This is a genomic window from Kluyvera sp. 1366 (genome assembly GCF_054823405.1).
The window spans coordinates 533,889-553,189 of record NZ_JBTRDW010000001.1; the positions used below are offsets into that span (position 1 = coordinate 533,889).

At 56.1% G+C, this 19,301-nt stretch carries 17 protein-coding genes; 10 read left to right on the forward strand and 7 right to left on the reverse strand.

Translation table 11 applies throughout. The features are described 5' to 3' along the window. The first annotated feature begins 10 nt into the window (after positions 1 to 10). Both ACVLVH_RS02535 and eptA read left to right on the forward strand, forming a co-directional pair. Complete coding sequence (locus ACVLVH_RS02535) at positions 11 to 220, forward strand: hypothetical protein (protein WP_376753501.1); 210 nt, start codon at positions 11 to 13, stop codon at positions 218 to 220. Positions 221 to 293: 73 nt separating this feature from the next. Continuing rightward, a complete protein-coding gene (eptA, locus tag ACVLVH_RS02540) occupies positions 294 to 1,937 on the forward strand; it encodes a phosphoethanolamine transferase EptA (RefSeq protein ID WP_498948629.1) in 1,644 nt (547 codons plus the stop codon). 33 nt (positions 1,938 to 1,970) lie between these two features. Here the strand turns inward: eptA and ACVLVH_RS02545 are convergent, their stop codons facing one another. Beyond that, positions 1,971 to 2,747 carry an ABC transporter ATP-binding protein gene (locus tag ACVLVH_RS02545; RefSeq protein WP_137386993.1) on the reverse strand — a complete coding sequence of 259 codons (777 nt, stop codon included), beginning with the start codon at positions 2,745 to 2,747 and terminating at the stop codon, positions 1,971 to 1,973. Positions 2,748 to 2,941: 194 nt separating this feature from the next. Between ACVLVH_RS02545 and ACVLVH_RS02550 the strand changes: the two genes are divergently transcribed. From ACVLVH_RS02550 to ACVLVH_RS02560, 3 genes are all read left to right on the forward strand, one after another. Further along, the gene (locus ACVLVH_RS02550; RefSeq protein ID WP_462063119.1) at positions 2,942 to 4,015 is read left to right on the forward strand and encodes an ABC transporter substrate-binding protein; all 1,074 of its coding nucleotides are present in this window, start codon (positions 2,942 to 2,944) and stop codon (positions 4,013 to 4,015) included. A 10-nt stretch (positions 4,016 to 4,025) separates the two neighbouring features. Continuing rightward, positions 4,026 to 5,033 (forward strand): ABC transporter permease, encoded by a 1,008-nt coding sequence (locus ACVLVH_RS02555; protein WP_137386995.1) that lies wholly within the window; start codon positions 4,026 to 4,028, stop codon positions 5,031 to 5,033. A gap of 111 nt (positions 5,034 to 5,144) precedes the next feature. Beyond that, positions 5,145 to 6,194, forward strand: a complete 1,050-nt coding sequence (locus tag ACVLVH_RS02560; RefSeq protein ID WP_192412839.1) for a PLP-dependent cysteine synthase family protein — start codon at positions 5,145 to 5,147, stop codon at positions 6,192 to 6,194. 66 nt (positions 6,195 to 6,260) lie between these two features. On the opposite strand, the gene ACVLVH_RS02565 is transcribed toward ACVLVH_RS02560, so the two are convergent. Beyond that, entirely contained in the window at positions 6,261 to 7,319 is a 1,059-nt protein-coding gene (locus tag ACVLVH_RS02565) for an ABC transporter substrate-binding protein (protein ID WP_210080245.1), read from the reverse strand. Positions 7,320 to 7,519: 200 nt separating this feature from the next. Between ACVLVH_RS02565 and ACVLVH_RS02570 the strand changes: the two genes are divergently transcribed. Next, on the forward strand, positions 7,520 to 8,668 hold the full coding sequence (locus ACVLVH_RS02570) for an acyl-CoA dehydrogenase family protein (protein WP_462063122.1): 1,149 nt from the start codon (positions 7,520 to 7,522) through the stop codon (positions 8,666 to 8,668). Positions 8,669 to 8,788: 120 nt separating this feature from the next. On the opposite strand, the gene fhuE is transcribed toward ACVLVH_RS02570, so the two are convergent. Further along, positions 8,789 to 10,984 (reverse strand): ferric-rhodotorulic acid/ferric-coprogen receptor FhuE, encoded by a 2,196-nt coding sequence (gene fhuE, locus ACVLVH_RS02575; protein ID WP_498948632.1) that lies wholly within the window; start codon positions 10,982 to 10,984, stop codon positions 8,789 to 8,791. A gap of 528 nt (positions 10,985 to 11,512) precedes the next feature. Between fhuE and ACVLVH_RS02580 the strand changes: the two genes are divergently transcribed. Beyond that, on the forward strand, positions 11,513 to 11,914 hold the full coding sequence (locus tag ACVLVH_RS02580; protein WP_101761355.1) for an H-NS family histone-like protein: 402 nt from the start codon (positions 11,513 to 11,515) through the stop codon (positions 11,912 to 11,914). 208 nt (positions 11,915 to 12,122) lie between these two features. On the opposite strand, the gene ACVLVH_RS02585 is transcribed toward ACVLVH_RS02580, so the two are convergent. Genes ACVLVH_RS02585 through ACVLVH_RS02595 form a run of 3 tightly spaced genes read right to left on the reverse strand, consistent with a single transcriptional unit; the run spans position 12,123 to position 15,746 of the window. After that, the gene (locus ACVLVH_RS02585) at positions 12,123 to 13,322 is read right to left on the reverse strand and encodes an aminotransferase class I/II-fold pyridoxal phosphate-dependent enzyme (RefSeq protein ID WP_192412830.1); all 1,200 of its coding nucleotides are present in this window, start codon (positions 13,320 to 13,322) and stop codon (positions 12,123 to 12,125) included. An 18-nt stretch (positions 13,323 to 13,340) separates the two neighbouring features. Next, positions 13,341 to 14,642: an LLM class flavin-dependent oxidoreductase gene (locus tag ACVLVH_RS02590; protein WP_101761353.1), complete on the reverse strand. Its 1,302-nt coding sequence runs from the start codon at positions 14,640 to 14,642 to the stop codon at positions 13,341 to 13,343. A gap of 33 nt (positions 14,643 to 14,675) precedes the next feature. After that, positions 14,676 to 15,746 carry an iron-containing alcohol dehydrogenase family protein gene (locus ACVLVH_RS02595; protein WP_498948635.1) on the reverse strand — a complete coding sequence of 357 codons (1,071 nt, stop codon included), beginning with the start codon at positions 15,744 to 15,746 and terminating at the stop codon, positions 14,676 to 14,678. A 334-nt stretch (positions 15,747 to 16,080) separates the two neighbouring features. Between ACVLVH_RS02595 and ACVLVH_RS02600 the strand changes: the two genes are divergently transcribed. From ACVLVH_RS02600 to ACVLVH_RS02610, 3 genes are read left to right on the forward strand one after another with little or no spacing between them, the layout of a single operon-like run. Further along, positions 16,081 to 16,626: a GNAT family N-acetyltransferase gene (locus ACVLVH_RS02600; protein ID WP_101761773.1), complete on the forward strand. Its 546-nt coding sequence runs from the start codon at positions 16,081 to 16,083 to the stop codon at positions 16,624 to 16,626. Then, a complete protein-coding gene (locus tag ACVLVH_RS02605; protein WP_498948637.1) occupies positions 16,623 to 17,765 on the forward strand; it encodes an amidohydrolase in 1,143 nt (380 codons plus the stop codon). Before ACVLVH_RS02600 ends, ACVLVH_RS02605 begins: the two co-directional genes overlap by 4 nt. Then, entirely contained in the window at positions 17,765 to 19,078 is a 1,314-nt protein-coding gene (locus ACVLVH_RS02610) for an MmgE/PrpD family protein (RefSeq protein ID WP_498948639.1), read from the forward strand. The genes ACVLVH_RS02605 and ACVLVH_RS02610 overlap by 1 nt, the downstream gene beginning before the upstream one ends. Here ACVLVH_RS02610 and ACVLVH_RS02615 read toward each other — a convergent pair. Then, positions 19,075 to 19,299, reverse strand: coding sequence for a hypothetical protein (locus tag ACVLVH_RS02615; RefSeq protein WP_007890034.1), 225 nt, complete (start codon positions 19,297 to 19,299; stop codon positions 19,075 to 19,077). The two genes, ACVLVH_RS02610 and ACVLVH_RS02615, sit on opposite strands and share 4 nt — an antisense overlap. Positions 19,300 to 19,301 lie beyond the last annotated feature (2 nt).

The window sequence follows — 19,301 nt, forward strand, 5'->3', positions numbered from 1 at the left end:
TCACGCGCTGGTGTCTTATCTCGGCGGGAATTTTCACGGCGTCACCGATGCGGCTTTGAATGCGATGGGACGCTCGCGCCGCCGCTGGAGATTCAGGATTTCACTAAAACCGTGGCGTGGCACGAAAGAACGCACCGCGATGCCGGGCATCGCTGGTTGCGCGAATTATTGTTCAGCACGGTCAGCCGCAATGATGCTGTCTAAAGATAAATCTGCCTGACAGGATTCAGCCTAAGGTTGACTTAACCTTCATTTCTTAATCTGGCGCCATCTTCACTGTTACGGATGGACCAATGACGTTTTCGCTGCGCAAAAGACCGACGCTAAGTCGGCTGACGTTTATTTCGCTATTTTCAATTTATATTGCGGTGTTCCTGAATATTGCCTTTTATCGTCAGGTGATTGCAGCAATGCCACTCGATACGCTGCGCACGATATTCGTCTTCGTCTCAATGCCGCTGGTGGCATTTAGCGTGATCAATATTATCGCCACGCTCGCCTCTTTTGTTTGGCTTGACCGGCTTATTCTTGCGCTGTTCGTATTAGTGGCGGCGGCTGCGCAATATTTCATCTGGACCTTCGGCATTGTTATCGATCGCTCGATGATCGTGAATATTCTGGATACCACACCGTCCGAGTCTTTTGCTTTATTGTCGCCTAAGTTAATTATCACGCTGGGTTGCAGCGGCCTGCTCGCTGCCCTTTTGGCATTCTGGATTCGGATTAAACATAACGAACCTCTGTGGAAAAACATCGCCAAACGCGCCGCGTCAATTGTGGTGTCGATCATCTGCATCGCCCTGGTGGCGACATTTTTCTATAAGGATTACGCCTCGCTGTTTCGTAACCAAAAAGAGCTGATCAAGTCGCTCAGCCCGTCGAACTCCATTGTGGCGACACTTTCCTGGTATCACCACAGCCGCACCGCCAATTTGCCGCTGGTGAAAATTGGCTTAGATGCCAAACAAAAGCCGCAGATGCTGGCGGGTGCAAAGCGCAATCTGACGATTTTGGTGGTGGGTGAAACCACGCGCGCGGTGAATTTCCAGCTCAATGGTTATGGCCGAGAAACCACGCCATTGCTGGCGAAAGATGACGTCTCTTATTTCCCTAATACGCAATCCTGCGGTACCGCTACTGCGGTCTCGTTGCCATGCATGTTCTCGAATATGCCGCGCGCACATTATGACGACCAGCTTGCTGAACATCAGGAAGGCATGCTCGATATTATCCAGCGCGCCGGCCTGCAGGTTTTATGGAATGACAATGACGGCGGCTGTAAAGGTGCCTGCGATCGCGTCCCGCATCAGGATATGACCAGTCTGAATCTGCCGAATATGTGTCACGACGGGGAGTGTTATGACGAGGTATTATTTCACGGTATCGAGGACTCTATTAAAAACCTTAAAGGCAACGGCGTGATCGTATTGCATACCATTGGCAGCCACGGCCCAACCTATTACAACCGTTATCCGCCGCAGTTTAGAAAATTCACGCCGACCTGCGATACCAATCAAATTCAGGATTGTTCGCAACAGCAGCTGGTGAATACCTACGACAACAGCATTCTGTATATCGATTACATTGTCGATAAGGCGATCAATGTATTGAAGGCACATCAGGATCAATACACCACCAGCCTGGTGTATTTATCGGATCACGGTGAGTCGTTGGGGGAGAATGGCGCTTATTTGCACGGTATGCCGTATGCGATTGCACCAGATGTGCAGAAACATGTGCCGATGCTGATTTGGCTGTCACCAGATTACCAGCAGCGTTATGGCGTGAGTAAAAGCTGTGTCGATAAACAAGCGGCGCATCAGGGTTATTCGCAGGATAATCTGTTCTCCACCCTGTTGGGATTGACGGGGATTCAGACCAGCGAGTATCAACCTGCGGATGATATTTTGGCCGGTTGCCGGATCGTGCAGGGTTAAATGCCAGAAGGTCGCCATGAATGGCGACCCACATCAAGCAGCTACCCGATCCGCCCCCAACAAATCCAATATCCTGCTGCGCAGCGCCACCAGCTGCGGATCATCGCGACGACGCGGCCACGGCAGATCCACCTCGATCACATCCACCACTTTCGCCGGTCTTGGGCTGAATACCACCACGCGATTCGCCATCACCAACGCTTCTTCAACATCGTGCGTCACCATCAGCGTGGTGAACTGCTGCTCCTGCCACAGGTCGACAATCTCCTGCTGCATCCGCAACCGCGTCAGGGAATCGAGCTTGCCGAGCGGTTCATCGAGGATCAGCAAACGCGGCACGTTAACCAGCGCGCGAGCCAGCGCTGCACGCTGCGCCATACCGCCCGAAAGCTGATGTGGCCACGCGCGAGCAAACTGCCTGAGGCCGACGCGATCCAGCATCGCGTTGATACGCTGTTCGCGTACCGGCCGGCTCTCCCCACGAATCTGCAAACCGAGACCGACGTTGTCATAGACGGTGCGCCACGGATAGAGCGTGGGATCCTGAAACACCACCACGCGCGACGGATCGGGCGCGGTTATCGCTTTGCCCTCCTCCGCCAGTAACCCGCTGGCGGGCGGTTCGAGGCCGGCCAGCAAACGCAGCAGCGTCGATTTGCCACAGCCGGACGGCCCCAGCAGCGCGACAAATTCACCGGCCTCTACCTGCAAATTAATATTCTCCAGCACCGGTAAATCTTCGCCTTCTAAGGTGAAGTGATGATTCACCTTCTCAATCGCAATATTAACGCCCGCCGAAGTGGTAGCCATATTTTCGCTCCTGCTTGATTTGCTAAGAAATAAAGCATAAGCCGCGCCTTTCCCACACTGAAATAGCCATTTCGGCAAACCTATCCGCAAATATTCATAATGAAAAACTGCATGATGTCATGCGGGATTGTTATTTGGTCGCGCTAATTGCCTTTGCCATAGTGCCTGTGAACTTTATCTACAAGGAAGACAGGATGGCATTGCAACAATTCTCTCTGAGCCGCCGCGCGTTATTACGCGGGCTGGGTCTCTTTAGTGCCGGCGTGGCGGTGAATCCGTTGCTGAGCAGCAACGTGTTTGCCGACGAAATATCCCTCAAAACCATCAAGCTGGCCTGGGGGCAAACCGCAGTGTGTCAGTCACCGATTTCGGTGGCGCTGAAGCAAGGCTTCTTTAAAAAGTACGGCTTGAATGTTGAGCCGGTGAACTTCAGCGGCCCCACCGATGCGCTGTTACAGGCGATTGCCACCGGCCAGGCCGATGGCGGCATCGGCATGGCGCTGCGCTGGCTGAAACCGCTGGAGCAGGGTTTTGATGTGGATCTCACCGTCGGCACGCACGGCGGCTGCATGCGTTTACTCGCGGCGCAAAATAGCGGCATCCGCGATGTGAAAGATTTGGTGGGCAAATCGGTGGCGGTCAGCGATCAGGCCAGCCCGATTCGCAACTTCTTCGCCATTCAGCTGGCGAAACAGGGCATCGATCCCGATAAGCAGGTCAACTGGCTGCAATATCCGCCCGACCTGTTTGGCGAAGCGCTGCGCAAAGGCGAAGTGCAGGCGCTGGCTACCGACGATCCACAGGGCTGGCTGCTGAAGAAGCAGCACAACCTGGTGGAAGTCGATAACAACCTGAAAGGCGAATACGCCAACCTCACCTGCTGCGTGCTGGGCCTGCGCGGCTCGCTGGTACGTGACGATCCCGCCACCGCGCGTGCTATCACTCAGGCGATTGTCGATGCGCAGCAGTGGACCGCCGAACATCCGGACGAGACGGCGAAAATCTTCCAGCCGTTTGTGCCCGGCTCCGTTGCGGTGGAGGATATCGCCGCGATGCTGAAAGAGCACACTCATAGTCATCACTCCACCGGCGTGCAGCTGCGCAAAGAGGTGGCGGTTTATATCGATGAGCTGAAAAAAATCAACGTGATCCGCCCGGATACCGATGCGCAGCGCTTCGCCGAACACTATGTGCCGGAGCTGTTGCCGGCGGAATCCGCCCATCAGCACGCCAGCAACATGGCGCACATGAGCAACATGTCGAGTTAAGGAGACGAGAATGGCCAGTGAAACCCTGACGATTGCCCGCAACCGTGATGTGCCGCGCCGCCTTCAACCGGCGGTTTGGGGTGCACTCCTGCTGTGGTGGGCGCTGGTCGCGCTGATGGTGGCGGTGCCGGATAAGCCGCAGGGTTTTGCCGCCCCGCGCTTTGTCAATGAAACGCACGAGCTGTTTGCCGCCATCGCGCTGCTTCTCACCGGGCTGGCGATTGCCTCGGGTCTGTTCCCGCGACTGACCTTACTCGCGCCGCTCAAACGCAGCGGTCCGTGGCTGATTGTGCTGGCGCTGCTGATCGGCCTGTGGGAAACCGTCACCGGCAAACTGGCGCTGCTGCCGGCGCCGTTTTTCGCCCCGCCGCGTGCGCTGGTCGAAGCCTATGCCACCGATTGGCCGCGCCTGCTGGATAGCGTGCTCAATTCGCTGCGTCTGCTGGCCTTCGGCTTTATCTACGGCAGCGTGGTCGGCTTTATTACCGGCGTAGCGATTGGCTGGTCGCGCGGCTTGGGTTATTGGGTGCATCCGATTCTGCGCTTCCTTGGCCCGGTGCCTTCTACCGCGCTGCTGCCGCTGTCGCTCTACTTCTTCCCGTCAAGCTTCTCGGCGGCGGTATTTCTGATTGCGCTGGCGACCTGGTTCCCGGTGACGGTGCTAACCTGGTCGGGCGTTTCCAGCGTTGATACGCGTTATTATGATGTGGCGCGCACGCTCGGTGCCAATTCGCTGTTCCTCGTGTTGCGCGTGGCGGTGCCGGCAGCGCTGCCGCACTTGTTTGTTGGCCTGTTTATGGGTTTGGGCGCGTCGTTCTCGGTGCTGGTAGCGGCGGAGATGATGGGCGTGAAATCCGGGCTCGGCTGGTATCTGCAGTGGGCGCAAGGCTGGGCGGCTTACGCCAATATGTACGCCGCGCTGATTGTGATGGCGCTGCTGTTCTCTTCGCTGATCTCCCTGCTGTTCCTGGTGCGCGATCGCCTGTTGTCATGGCAGCGCAGCGCGGTGAAATGGTAACGACATACATTGCGTAATAAATTGCGCCGCCACGGTATGTGCACCCATCCGTAGCGGCGCGATTTATCGTGCAATCATTCAGGCTCATCTCATCTATTTATGAGGTCGATTATGGCTGCAAAAATTTCTGCTTCTATCACTGAACTGATTGGTAACACGCCGCTGCTGCGCCTGTCTCGCTTCGCACAGCAACACGATATTCAGGCCGATTTGGTCGCCAAACTCGAACTGTTTAATCCCAATCACAGCGTGAAAGATCGCATCGCCCTCAGCATGATTGAAGCCGCCGAACGCAACGGCATTATTCAGCCCGGCGATACGCTGGTTGAAACCACCAGCGGCAACACCGGCATTGGGTTAGCGGCGATTGCGGCGGCGAAAGGCTACAAGTTCCGCGTCTATATCAATGATTTTGTTAGCATCGAACGCAGCCAGATTATTCAGGCGTACGGTGCCGAAGTGGTGCCGTTCAGCACCATTGAAGGGTTCAAAGCGTTTTACGATGCCAGCAACGGCGATTTCGTCGCCGCCACCAAATGGCTGGCCGAGCAGGTCACCGCAGCGGAACCGGAAGTGCACTTCCTGCTGCAGCTGGATAATCCGGCCAATCCGGCGGTGCATGAACGCACCACCGGGCCGGAGATCTGGCGCGACAGCGGCGGCGAGCTGGATATCTTTATCGCCGCCGTCGGCACCGGCGGCACGCTCTCCGGCACCGGACGCTATCTCAAACAGCAGCATCCGGGATTACAGGTTATCGCCGTGGAGCCGGGCGTGGGTTCACAGCCGAGCGAACTGCGTCCGGATCCACTGGAGATCACCGGCGTGCATGCGTTTAGCAACCAGACGCCTGAGCGTATTCCTGCCAATCTCGATCACCGCGTTTACGATGAAGTGATCGCGGTGGAAACCTGGCAGGCGTATACAGCGGCGCGGCAGCTGGCGTTGAGCGAAGGTGTGCTGGTAGGGGATTCGTCCGGGGCAGTGTTGTGGGCGGCCCAACAGGTTGCAGCGCGACCGGAGAACCGTGGCAAGCGCATTGTGGTGTTGCTGGCTGATGGCGGCAGCAGTTATTTAACCACCCAGCTGTTCGCGCATCAGGTACCAGCCGAATCGCTGAAGCTGGCGAGCGCCGTGCAAACCTCCAGGAAAATCGCCTGAAAATAATGCGCGATAAATCGCACCGCTACAGAATCCTGCATGTATTCTTAGCGGCGCGATTTCAATTTAAACCAGCACGTTGCTGGTAATCCCCTTAGCAAACAGCAGCGGATCGGTTTCCGGTCGTAACACGTTGATCGCCTTTAAATCGCGCGCATACACGTCGATCTCATTCACAAACGCGTTCCCCACCGAATAGTGTCCGTGCGTATGGGTTTTCAGCACGCTGGCGATCTCCTGCGGCGTGGTGTTGAGTGCCTGGCCGTTAAACTCGCTGCCAATTGCTTCCGGGTGTTTGGCCGCATAAGCATGCGCCTGCAAAATCGCGTGGGTGATCGCCGCCGCCACTTCCGGCTGCTCGCGAATCAAACTGCCGCGCGTGCCCACCACACAGCAACTCAGTCTGGCGTACTCGTCCATTAAGTTGGTGCCAATCTCACGGTAGCCCGGCTTCTGGGTTAAGCGCCACATCACCGGATCGGAACCGCTGGCGGCCTGAATCTCGCCCTTCTCCAGCACCATCGGCAGCAAATCCTGCGGGAACACGCGCCAGTCGACATCGGTATTGGGATCGACGCCGTGCTTTTTCAGCATCAGCGAGAAGAAGTTTTTATCCGCGCCCGCCATGTCGGTGACACCGATGGTTTTGCCTTTCAGCTGCTCCAGCGTGGTCGGCCCGCCATCGCGCGCCAGCAGGCGCATACAGCCGCCATGCGTGCCGGCGGTGAGTTTGACGTCAAAGCCCTGCTCCAGCGCTTTCAGCCAGCGCAGCGCCATGCCAATAGCGGCTTCGGCTTTGCCGGTGGCGATGGATTCCAGCAGCAGTTCGGTGGAGTTGCCGAAGTTAACGAACTCCACTTCCAGGTTGTGCGCTTTAAAGAAGTTATGCTGATCGGCCACCACTACCGGCGCAAGGCAGATGGCGTTGAGATTGACCGCCAGACGCACATGCGTTGGCTTCGCCAGCGCCCATTTTCCGGGGCCATCTTGCAGTAAATCGCCGGGCATCTGCATGCCCGCCATATGATCATCGGCAAACACGCGGCCCGGTAACGTTGCCGCCATCGCCGCAGCGGCGGAATATCCCAGAAAATGCCGACGGGAAACTAAATAATTATTTGGCATTAAATGACTCCCAAAAATAAATGCAGGTGAAGGTGTTGACCCTAATTAATGGCTCGCGCAGAAACAGCCATTGCAAATTAACACTTCCACCGGCGGCATAATTATGCCGATTCCGCATGTATATAGCCGGTTTATTGCTTTTACAGCGGTGGCAGAACAGGAAACAATTAAGCCTGATTTAATAAGGGGATTAATAACGCATGGCAAATAACCCGCCCTTTCTGGCTGAAATATTGCCGGTGATTATTCAGGCCTTAGAAAAAGACGCTGAAGAGGTTGATCGCAGCGGCGAATTTCCTAAAACCGCTTTTAGCGTGTTGCAGCAGCATGGCTTGCTGCATTTTGTATTGCCGACGGCGTCGGGCGGCAGCGGCGGCGATCTGCTGGCAAGCCAGGCGATTATCCAGGCCGTGGCGCGCGGCGAACCTTCTGCAGCGCTGATCCTCATCATGCAGTATCTCAACACGCGTCGCCTCGACGACAGCTCAAACTGGCCAGACGCGGTGCGCCGCAGGGTGGCGGAGAGCGTGATTCGCGACGGTGCGCTGATCAATGCGCTGCGCGTCGAACCCGAATTAGGCACGCCCGCGCGCGGCGGATTGCCCGCCACCCGCGCACGCCGCACCGCTGAAGGCTGGCGCATCAGCGGCGAGAAGATTTACTCCACCGGCAGCTATGGACTGAGTTGGTTTCTGGTGTGGGCCAGCAGCGACGATGCCGATCCGCTGGTCGGCGGCTATCTGGTGCCGGCCAACGCGCCCGGCATCCACATTATTGATGAGTGGGATCACCTCGGCATGCGCGGCACCTGTAGCCATCGAGTGGTGCTGGACGAGGTGCTGATCCCGCTCGATCACGCGGTCAACGTCGCGCCGTGGAGCACGCCGCGAGCGGGCCTCAACGAAGAAGAATCAGTTTGGATGGCGGTGCTGCTCGGTTCGCTGTACGACGCCATTGCGCACAGCGCGCGCGACTGGTTTATCGGCTTTTTGCAGCAGCGCGTGCCGGCCAATCTTGGCGCACCGCTGGCATCATTGCCGCGCTTCCAGGAGCTGGTTGGCCGCATCGATACGCTGCTGTTTACCAGTCAAACTATGCTAAGCAGCGCCGCCCACGGCCACATCGCCAGCGGACATGCCGCACAAATCAAACAGGTGGTAACCGAAAACGCCATTCGCAGTGTGCAGCTGATGGTCGAAAGCATTGGCAACCACGCGCTGACGCGCCACCATCCGTTACAACGTCACCTACGTAACGTGTTGTGCGGCCGCATTCATACGCCGCAGGACGACGCTATTTTCACTTCCGTGGGCAAATCCGCCCTTTCTGCTGAGAGGAGTACATCATGACGCTGGAATTTATTGGTCTGGAGGGTAATCAGAAGAAATGCGGGCTGCCATAAAAGGCCAGCTTAAGGTGATTTGACGGGGTTATTATTGGGTGCGCATGACACGCACCCTTAATTTTGATTAAAAACGATACGTCGCCGAGACAGAGAAATTACGTGGATCGCCGTACACGATGCCGCCGTTGCTGACGTTGGTGTCGTACTCTTTGTCGAACAGGTTGTTAATGTTCGCCTGCAGTGAGACGTTTTTGGTGACGTCGTAGCGTGCGAACAAATCCACCACCGAGTAGCTGCCCTGACGTGCGCGCCAGGTGCCTTCGCCATCTGGACCGCCAATGTCGCCGTAGGTTTTCGACTGCCAGGTCACGCCACCACCCAGGGTCAACTGATCCAGCATAGGCAAGCGATAGCTGGTGAAGAGGTTGAATGAGGTGCGTGGCAGCTTAGAATTGTAATTCTCGCCTTCGCGATCTTCCGCCACAAAACTGGTACCGCCGAAGGTCATCTGCCAGTTATCGGTTACCGCACCGTTGACTTCAAACTCCACGCCACGGCTCACTACGCCACTTTTACCCACATAAATGGCATTGCCCGTTTCCGGGTTGGTTTGTCCGGTCGCTTCGCCAACGTTATCCAGTTCAGTGCGGAATACGGAGATCGAGGTAGTCAGACGGCTGTTAAACCAGTCTGATTTCACGCCCGCTTCGTAGTTTTTACCAATCACCGGCGCCAGGAATGCACCTGAGGCATCCTGATAATCCTGCGGCTGGAATACCGAGGTGTAGCTGGCATACGCCGACCAGTTGTCGTAGAAGTCCCAAATCACACCACCGTACGGCGTGATGTTGTTCTTCTCCATCTCTTCGCTCAGAGTCTGACGATTCCAGTTAGTGTAGCGCGCGCCGAGAATCACATGCAGCGGATCGGCCAGCGAGATGCGGGTTGCCAGATAAGCAGATTTCTGACGTACCAGCTGTGTATCTGAAGCCGGTTCGCGCGGATCCCAGTTGGATTCCGGGAAATCGCCGTTGTAGTTATTGAAGTTACCCAGCTCTGCTGATGAGATGTTCTCCCACGAGCTGTAGTACTTGTTGTCCTGACGACTGTAGTTAACGCCAATCATCAGCTCATGCTGACGTCCCAACAATTCGTATGGGCCGCTGGCGAAGGCATCCACCGCATCCACTTTACGTTTGCCGGTGTTATAGCCGGTGCCGCCGATAACCGGATAGCCGGCGTAAGAGGAAGAGCCCGCGCCGGTGGTTTTATCAAAGAAGCCATCGATATACAGCTGTTTGCTGTCGAGGAACATTTCGTTATGCGTGCCGTTAAGCGTGATGTTCCAGCCGTTATCGAAGTTTTGCTGCAGGTTAATAAAGACCTTTTTGTTTTCTTTGTTGTTGTAAGCCCAGTCTGGCGCGGTGTTGTAACCACGACGCGCTTTGATCTGAGAACCGTCGGTATACCAGCGCGGGGAACCGCTCCACATTGGCGAATCGGTGTTTACCTGGGTAAATTCGTAACCAACCGACAATTTGGTGGAGTCGGTCAGATCAGCGTCAACCACGCCATAAACGAACTTTTTGTCTGCGCCGTAGCGTTCGATAAAGCTGTTTTTGTCTTCATAGCCCGCAACTAGCCGACCACGCACGTTCCCTTCAGGCGACAGCGGTGCAGAGAGATCGGCAACGTAACGCTGCTTGTTCCAGCTGCCGTAGCTGGCGGAAACATCACCGGTGAACTCTTTGCTATCGGCGTGCTTACGCACCATGTTGATGGAGGCGGAAGGATTACCTGGGCCAGTCAGCAAGCCGGTGGCACCGCGCACCACTTCGACGCGCTCATACAGCGCCATGTCGCTCTGCGCGTCGCCAAGGTTCCAGCGTGAGGCGAAGGCAGTTGGAATACCGTCGACCATATAGTTGTCGATCAGGAAACCGCGCGAATAGTAGTTGGTGCGGTCCATATCGGAAGAGACGCCGTGGATACCGGTGGTGTTCTTCAGCACATCGTTCAGCGATTGCAACTGTTGGTCTTGCATACGCTGCTTGCTGACGATTGAAACCGATTGCGGAATATCGCGCGCTGTGAGCGCCATTTTGGTACCGGCACGCGTCACCGGTACGCTGTAATCCTGTGCCGCCTGCTGTTGCTGATCGGCGTTGGCGCTGGCATCCACGTTCAGCGTCTGTTCGATGGTGGTGGTCTCTGCTGCCTGCGCGATACCTGACGCAACCATCACAGCCAGTAAAGAGAGACGTAACGCACGCTGAGGCGCACTGCCGGGTTTCCTGACGCGCAAATCACTGAAAGACATACGATTCCTCAATCAACTTATCGTTATTTTTTTGCGGCACCGCTGCTGACGTCGGAAAGAGGAACGACAGTAAGGAAGCCGTTAAGAAAGCAAATGAGAAATATACGCATTAAGATTTCCAATGCAAGAAATTGTTACCAGTTTACTGACACTTTTACACTTGGTGAAAAGCCTTATTCTTCAACGAGTAATAGTTGACTTACGTTATTTTCAGAAAGGTTCATGGCGGGGCTTTCGGCAACTATGTGAAATTGAACAGATTCTTATGTGTACGGTAACCATTTATGGCGACCTTCACACGCACCGCATACACACGCATATTAAATCACCCACTATTATTCTCCTTACTCTCCCGCATCACGTGAATAAGCCAAATAGCTCGATAAAGCGTCACGGAATATAAAGGAATCTCTGATCACCCGGATATTTTACAGACAATTCTGCCCACGTTTGATTATTTTAATTTGGCAAAAAATCTCGTAGAATGCTTCCCTTTACACCAGTCAAATAAGTAATAAGGATTAATACATGAGCGATGCACTTAAAGCATTGAACAATCTTCGTACGCTGCGTGCCGAGGCGCGTAATATTGACGTCGCAGCATTAGAAGAGATGCTGGAAAAATTCGCCGTGGTCGTCGCAGAGCGCCGTGAAGAAGCGGAAGCAGAAACTGCAGCTCAGCGCGAAAAAGAAGAAAAGCTGGCGCTGTATAAAGAGATGTTGTTGAAAGATGGCATTGATATTAGTGACCTGGCGCAATTAACTACCCAGGAAAGCAAACCCAAGTCGAAACGTGCTCCGCGCCCCGCGAAGTATAAATTCATCGACGAACAGGGGAACGAGAAATTGTGGACCGGCCAGGGCCGTACGCCATCACCGATTAAAGCCGCACTGGAAGCGGGCGGTTCAATGGATGATTTCCTGATTTAATCGGTGACTTGCTGTACAGCGCATGAACAGTAAAAACGCAGCGTAAGTGCTGCGTTTTTTCGTTATTAATTCTGCGCGTTAATCTGTTTGATATACGCTTTTAAAAAGTCGTAAACATAATCCTGGCAAGCGATACCGGATTGCGCATCATACTTGCCGTTAAGTCAGATAATCCCCCGGAAATATCTGACGTCTTTTACTAATAAGCTTATTTCAGAACCGCACAGGCCTGCGCAATTCTGCGGCCCGCTTCACGCACCGTTTCAATGTCGGTGGCAATCGACAAACGGAAATAAGGTGATAATCCGTACGCGCTGCCCGCCACGCCAGAGACACCGCTTTCCAGCAGATAATTCATCACATCCTGCTCGCTTTCGATCTGCTGACCATCTGGACGCGTTTTACCTAATAAACCGGCACAGCGACAGAAAATAAAGAACGCGCCATCAGGATTAAGCACGTCAATTTCCTGCACCGGCTTTAACAGCGCCATAATCGCATCGCGGCGATCCTGATAAGCCGTGCGTTGCGGCGGCAGGAAGTCGAGTCCACCGTTATACGCCGCCACCGCCGCAGCCTGGCTGATCGCGCTGGCACCGGAGCTGTTTTGCGACTGCACCACCACCATCGCGTCGACCAACGCTTTAGGCCCGGCACCGAAACCGATGCGCCAGCCGGTCATGGCGTAGGTTTTCGACACGCCGCCCACCAGCAGAATACGGTCGGCTAAATCCGGCGCAACGTGCAGCAGGCTAATATGTTCACGGCCATCAAACAGAATATGTTCGTAGAGTTCATCCAGCATGATCAGCACATCAGGATGATCGCGCAGCACCGTCGCCAGCGCGGTCAGCTCATCTGCGCTGTACACCATACCAGAAGGATTGCCGGGATTGTTCAGCACCAGCCAGCGGGTTTTGGCGGTGATCGCCTGCGCCAGCTGTTGCGGCTGCAACTTGTATTCCTGCTCCAGCGGACACGCCAGCAGCACCGCCTCACCGCCGTTAAAACGCACGCTATCCGGGAACGTCGGCCAATAAGGCACAGGCACAATCACCTCATCGCCTCCATTCAGCGTGGCGGCAAAGGCGTTGAAGATAATCTGTTTGGCACCGTTGGCGATGCATATTTGCGCCAGCTCATAATCAAGCTGATTTTCATTTTTCAGCTTAGCCAGCACCGCTTTGCGCAGCGGCGTGGTGCCGTTGGTCGGCGTATAGCGCGTTTCACCGACTTCCATTGCCGCCACCGCCGCCTGGCGAATATGCGCGGGCGTGTCAAAATCTGGCTCACCAGTAGTGAGATCGAGAATATCCACGCCCTGCTCTTTCAGCTGGCGCGTCAGTTGACGCGCCGCCGCATTAGCAGAGAGCGACACGGACTGCACACGCTTTGATAAGGTGACCATGTTGAGCTCCTGAATGGGTTAGACCACCGGCAAACCGAGGTTTTCACGCAGCGTGGCGAACTCGTAATCGTCACGGAACAGGCCGCGACGGCGCAGTTCAGGGATCACCAGCTCAACAAACAGATCCAGCTGCTCGGACATGATCGCCGGCATGATATTGAAACCATCCGCGCCGCCCTCGTTCATCCACAGCTCGAAATCGTCAGCGATATCTTCGGCGGTACCGACAATCACGCGATGTCCGCGTGAACCAGCAGCCACCGCCGCCAGCTCGCGCAGCGTCAGATTTTCGCGTTTCGCCATATCGGTCATCAGTTTAACGCGGCTCTGGTTGCCCTCGCCCAGCGGCACTTCTGGCACCGGACCATCCAGCGGGAACTGGCTGAGATCCATGCTGAAACGCAGCGACAGCTGACGCAGACCGTTTTCGATGTCCACCAGCGTGTTGAGCTCTTTCCACAGTGCTTTGGCCTCTTCACGCGTGCGGCCCACAATCGGCATCACGCCCGGCATAATCACCACATGATCCGGATTACGACCAGCGGCAATGACCTGATCTTTCTGCGAACGGTAGAAGGTTTGCGCTTCTTCGAGGCTGGCAGCCGCCGTGAAGATCACTTCCGCGGTTTCCGCCGCCAGTTTCTGACCATCGGCGGAGGAACCGGCTTCGATGATCACCGGACGCCCCTGCGGCGAACGGGTGATATTCAGCGGACCCTGCACCTGGAAGTGCTCGCCTTCATGGTTAATCGGCTGGATTTTTTCATCAACAAAGTACGCACCGGTCTCTTTGTTCGGCTGCACCGCGCCCTCTTCCCAACCGGCCCACAGCTTGTCGGCCACTTCGAGGAATTCGCGCGCACGCGCATAACGCTCGGCATGGTTTGGCATATCGTTGCGGCTAAAGTTACGCGCTACATCGGTAGAGAACGAGGTCACCACGTTCCATGCCGCGCGACCACGGCTGATGTGATCCAGCGAAGAGAAGCTGCGCGCCATGGTGAACGGATCGCTAAAGGTGGTGGACGCCGTTGCCGCCAGACCGATGCGTTTGGTATTCACCGCCAGCGCCGACAACATGGTTAGCGGCTCAAGGCGCGCCATGGTCGAGGGCAGACGATACATGCTGGTGGCCAGCGCATCGCCTACGAAGAACAGATCGAATTTACCGGCTTCGGCTTTTTTGGCGATGGTGATCAGCCAGTCGATGTCAGTTGGATCGCCGAGTTTTTCCGTTAGTCGCCAGCCGCTGACGTGTTGTCCTACCGGCTGCACGAAAAGGCCTAAACGGATGCGGCGTTGTTGTTTTGAGTTAGCCATTAATTTGTCCTGGTCAATAAAAAGTGGTGCGATTTAAAACGTGTTCTCGGTCGCCAGCAGCGCCTGTTCCAGCGCATCGGCAGAGATGCGGAATGGCAGACGTTCGGCGCTGGCCGCCGGGAATTTAATCTGTTCTGCGATGGTGCGAATCGTCGCCGCGCGGTCACCGGTTAACGGCGCTAAGGTCAGCGGCATGTCGTACGCACGCAGCAGCGTCAGCAGATCGGCATCCGGCACGCCGTCATGCTCAATCAACGATTGCACCAGCAGGCTGTAACCCACTTTCTCGCCGTGCAGCCATGCATGCAGTTCCGGCTGATGCGTCAGACGATTGTGAATGGCGTGAGCAAAACCTGGCGTCGGCAGCACATCACGCACGCTGTTGGCTAATCCGGCCAACACGATATTGGCATCGATGATTTTCACCAGCTCCGGCGTGACCTGCTGTTGCTGGTTAGCGGCTACCGCCGCCGGGCCCAGCTCGCGATAGAGATCCAGCGCGCGTTTGGCGGTCATCACTTTAAGATCCAGCGCCAGATCGTTAGGATTGTTACGCTGATACGGATAGAACTCGTAATATTTTGCCAGCGCATCAACGATGCCGGCCTTCAGGTAACGCACGTCGCTGCGCGCGATAATCTCGCTATCGACCAGTACCAAATCCGGCATTTTGCCCAGCGGCTGGCTGCGCACATGGCCGCCCTGCTCGTTGTAAACAATCGCCACCGGCGACCAGGCAGCGCAAGTCGCGGCAACCGTCGCGAAGTTGATCACCTTGAGATTGGGCAGCTGGCTACCCACCGCTTTTGCCGCATCCAGCACGCGCCCGCCGCCAATCGCAAACAGCAGTTCAGCGCCCTGCTGCTCGACATTGTGCTTCAGGGTTTCAATCGCGGCATCGGTGCATTCACCGGTCAGATACTCTATTTCCCAGCGAATATTATTGTCTTCAAGGCTCTGGGTTAATTCCGGATTAACGGCCTGCCAGGCGCGGGGGGAAGTAAAGACGCGAATATGGGAAGCGTAAGGTTTGATAAATTCACCGGCGCGCGCACGCAAACCGGATTCATGTGCATATGCACGCGGAGATTTGATCGCTAACACGGCGTCACCCTGATTAAGAATAAGGCTATAACGGATTAAATTAAGATAATTCAGAGGGTTAATACAGAATAGTTATAGCGCTATGTATTTTCTGCATACTACGGTAAATAACGATTTAAGCAATGCAAAAGGGGCGATTTCATTTTCACAAATTCGCATTAACTTAGTTATTTTTCACATATAGCGGGGAATGGCTTTGCTGGTAATCTGAACCCTTATAACAGACGAGCACCTTGCGTAGCGGCGCAATTTATTGCGCGATGAATCGCGCCGCTATGGAAGGTGCCTGTTTTTTGATTCTCCGCCTGATGGCGGTTTTTTCCCGGGGATGTCTATGTCACTTGAATTTCGTCAGGTCAGAGAAGACGAGGTGGAAACCTATCAGGCGCTGATGCATGCCGCGTATGCACCCACGCTGGCGCTCGGCATTAAATTTGATGCCGCCACCGCCGACCTTGCCAAGACACTGCGTCATCTGCAGAGCCACGGTGTTTATGCCCTGTATGCCGATGATGTGATGGTCTCATCCGTTACCGTACGCTATCCGTGGGGACCGCTGCCCGGCCCGTTTGGCCTGCCGCATATCGGCTGGTTTGGCGCGCATCCCGATTATCCCGGCCAGCAATTTGGTCGTCAGGTGCAGGATCGTCTCGAGCAGGAGATCTTGCTGGGCCAGTTACGCGCGCCTGCGGTGTCGCTCGGCACCGCCACTAGCCATCCGTGGCTGATCGAGATGTACAAAAAGCGCGGTTTCCAGCTGATGCACACCACCGATCTCGGCAAAGGGCATATCACGCAATATATGAAGAAAGTACTGGATGAAAGCGCCCACGATGCGTGGTTAACACGCCAGGCGGCACAACAAGGAGTAAAAGCATGAGCCAATCTCTCGACACCTTAGGCGAACAGCTGATCGCTTTCCGCCATGAACTGCACCGTTTTCCCGAGCTCTCCAATCAAGAGTTTGAAACCACCGCACGAATTCGTCAGCAATTAGAGCAACACCAGATTCGCGTGCTGGATCTCCCGCTCAAAACCGGTTTAGTGGCGGAAATCGGGGCGGAAAAAGGCCCATTGATGGTGTTACGCTCCGATATTGACGCGCTGCCGATTGAAGAGCAGTCAGATGTGAGCTTCCGATCTGAACGTCCCGGCGTGATGCACGCCTGCGGCCACGACTTTCACAGTTCGGCGGCGCTGGGGGCAGCGATTCTGCTCAAACAGCAGGAAGATACGCTGCCAGGTCGCGTGCGTATTCTGTTCCAGGCCGCTGAAGAGACCGGCCAGGGCGCGCCCGACGTGGTCGCGACCGGCGCGCTGGATGATGCGGTGGCAATCTTCGGCATTCACAACGATCCGTCTCTGCCGCCAGGCGTGATTGGCAGCAAAGCCGGTCCGCTCACCGCAGCAGTCGATCGCTTTGATATCAGCATCACCGGCATGGGTAGCCACGCCGCCAAACCGCATCAGGGTAACGATCCGATTGTGATTGCCGCGCAAATTGTCTCGGCCGCACAAACGTTGATTAGCCGCAATGCGCCATCCGGCGATAACGCGGTGGTCTCGATTACCCAGATTCACAGCGGCAGCACCTGGAACGTGATTCCTGATAGCGCCTGGCTGGAAGGCACGGTGCGCTCCTTCTCGCAGGAAACGCGCGAACGTCTGGAGCAGCGCTTCCGTGAAATCGTGCAAGGTATCGGCGCCGCTTTCGCCGCCGAGGTGAAATTCAACTGGCACGCGGGTCCGCCATCGGTGGTAAATGATGCGCATTGGGCGGATTTTGCCTTGCAGCAGGCCAGCGCCAGCGGCTTTGAGGCGCGCGTGGTGGAAGCCAGCCCAATCGGCGAAGACTTCGCGTTCTATCAGCAACAGCTGCCGGGCGCGTTTATGATGATTGGCACCGGCGAGCCTTATGCGCTGCACCATCCGGCGTTTCGCATCAATGATGATGTGCTGCTGCCGACGTCGCGCTATCTCGCCAATCTGGCGGTCGCAGCGCTGAAGAGCGTGAGCTGATGAGCCTGACTGCCGCGCTGGCTGAGCGCATTGTTCACAGCCAACCGGACGCCGCCGCACGTGATGCGGCGCGCGAAGGGGTGCGTGATTTCCTCGCCGTCAGCTGGCCGGTGCTGCAAGGTCAGGTGCCAGACAGCGGATTACCGGCGCTGCGCAGCGTATATGGCGACGGCAGCGCGCGAGCCAACGCGCTGCTGCTCGGATATGCCAGCCACGCGCTGGATTACGATGATTTCCATGCGGATTTTCGCGGGCATCCCAGCGTTGTGATTCTGCCTGCGCTCTTTGCCTGGCAGCAGTTGCAGCCCTCTGAGCTGGATCAGTTTCTTGATGCCTATGCGGTCGGCGTGGAGGTTGCCGGACGTTTAGGCCTCGCCGTCAGCCAGCAGCATTACGCTTTAGGTCATCACAATACCGCGACGCTTGGCACAGTTGCCGCTGCCGCCGCGCTGGCGCGTTTGCTGGCGTTAGATGTGGCTGCCACCGCAACGCTGCTCGGCATCGCCACCACGCAGGCCAGCGGCTTACGCGCGCAGTTTGGTTCGGCGGTAAAGCCGCTGCATGCCGGGTTTGCAGCTGAACGCGCGGTGAGCGCCGCACAGCTGACGCTGGCAGGCTTTGATGGCAAGCAGGACGGCGTGATTGACGCTTTCATCTCCGCCACCAGCAATGGCCAGGCGCAGCCGGAAAAACTGATTGAGCATTGGGCGCAGCCGTGGCGCATCGTCGCGCCTGGGCTGGAATTCAAACCCTTCCCCACCTGCGCCGGTACGCACAGCGCCGCCGAAGCCACGCGCATCTTGCGCAATCAATGGCTGGCGAGCGGTAAATCACTGGAAAGTTTGCTGGAAAACATTATCGAGATTAGCGTGGCGTTTCCGCCGGGCGGTGATATTGCGGCATCGGTGCGCGTGCCAACCAACGGCATCGAAGCGCGTTTCAGTCTGGAATATGTGATCGCCGCGATGCTGATGTATGGCGATTTGCGTTTGCAGGATTTTGCCGAAGGCGAGTTGAATCAAGAGGTGATGCCGCTGGCAGCAAAGGTGCGTCGTATGCCAGATGAAGGTGCGCCACCGGATGCGATTAACCCGGCGCTGCGTTTTCATCTGGTGACGATTACGCTACGCGACGGCTTGCAGATGCAGCATCACCGCACACGTCAGCAATCGCTGGCCGATGCGGTGGATGTCGCAGGCAAGCTGCGCGCGGCACTGCAGCAGGAATCCTCGCTACGTCAGCAACAACTGCTGAACAGCAGCGAGTTGGCTAACAGCGCGCATCTGGCGCAGTTAACCCAGTTGCTCGCTTAAAGCGTTTCGACCGGCTCCAGCGCATCCTGAATGGCATCGGCCAGATTTGCGATCTCATTGGCAACCGCCTGCAAATCCCACGATGCCTTTGATCCGCTGGCAGAGGTTGAGGCGCTAACTGACTCTTTTGCCACCGCTAATGCCGCCGCAACCGCAACGGTGCGTTTATGCTGCTCAACCGTGACGCCAATCGGTGGCTGTGTGAAATAGTCGTTGACCATCG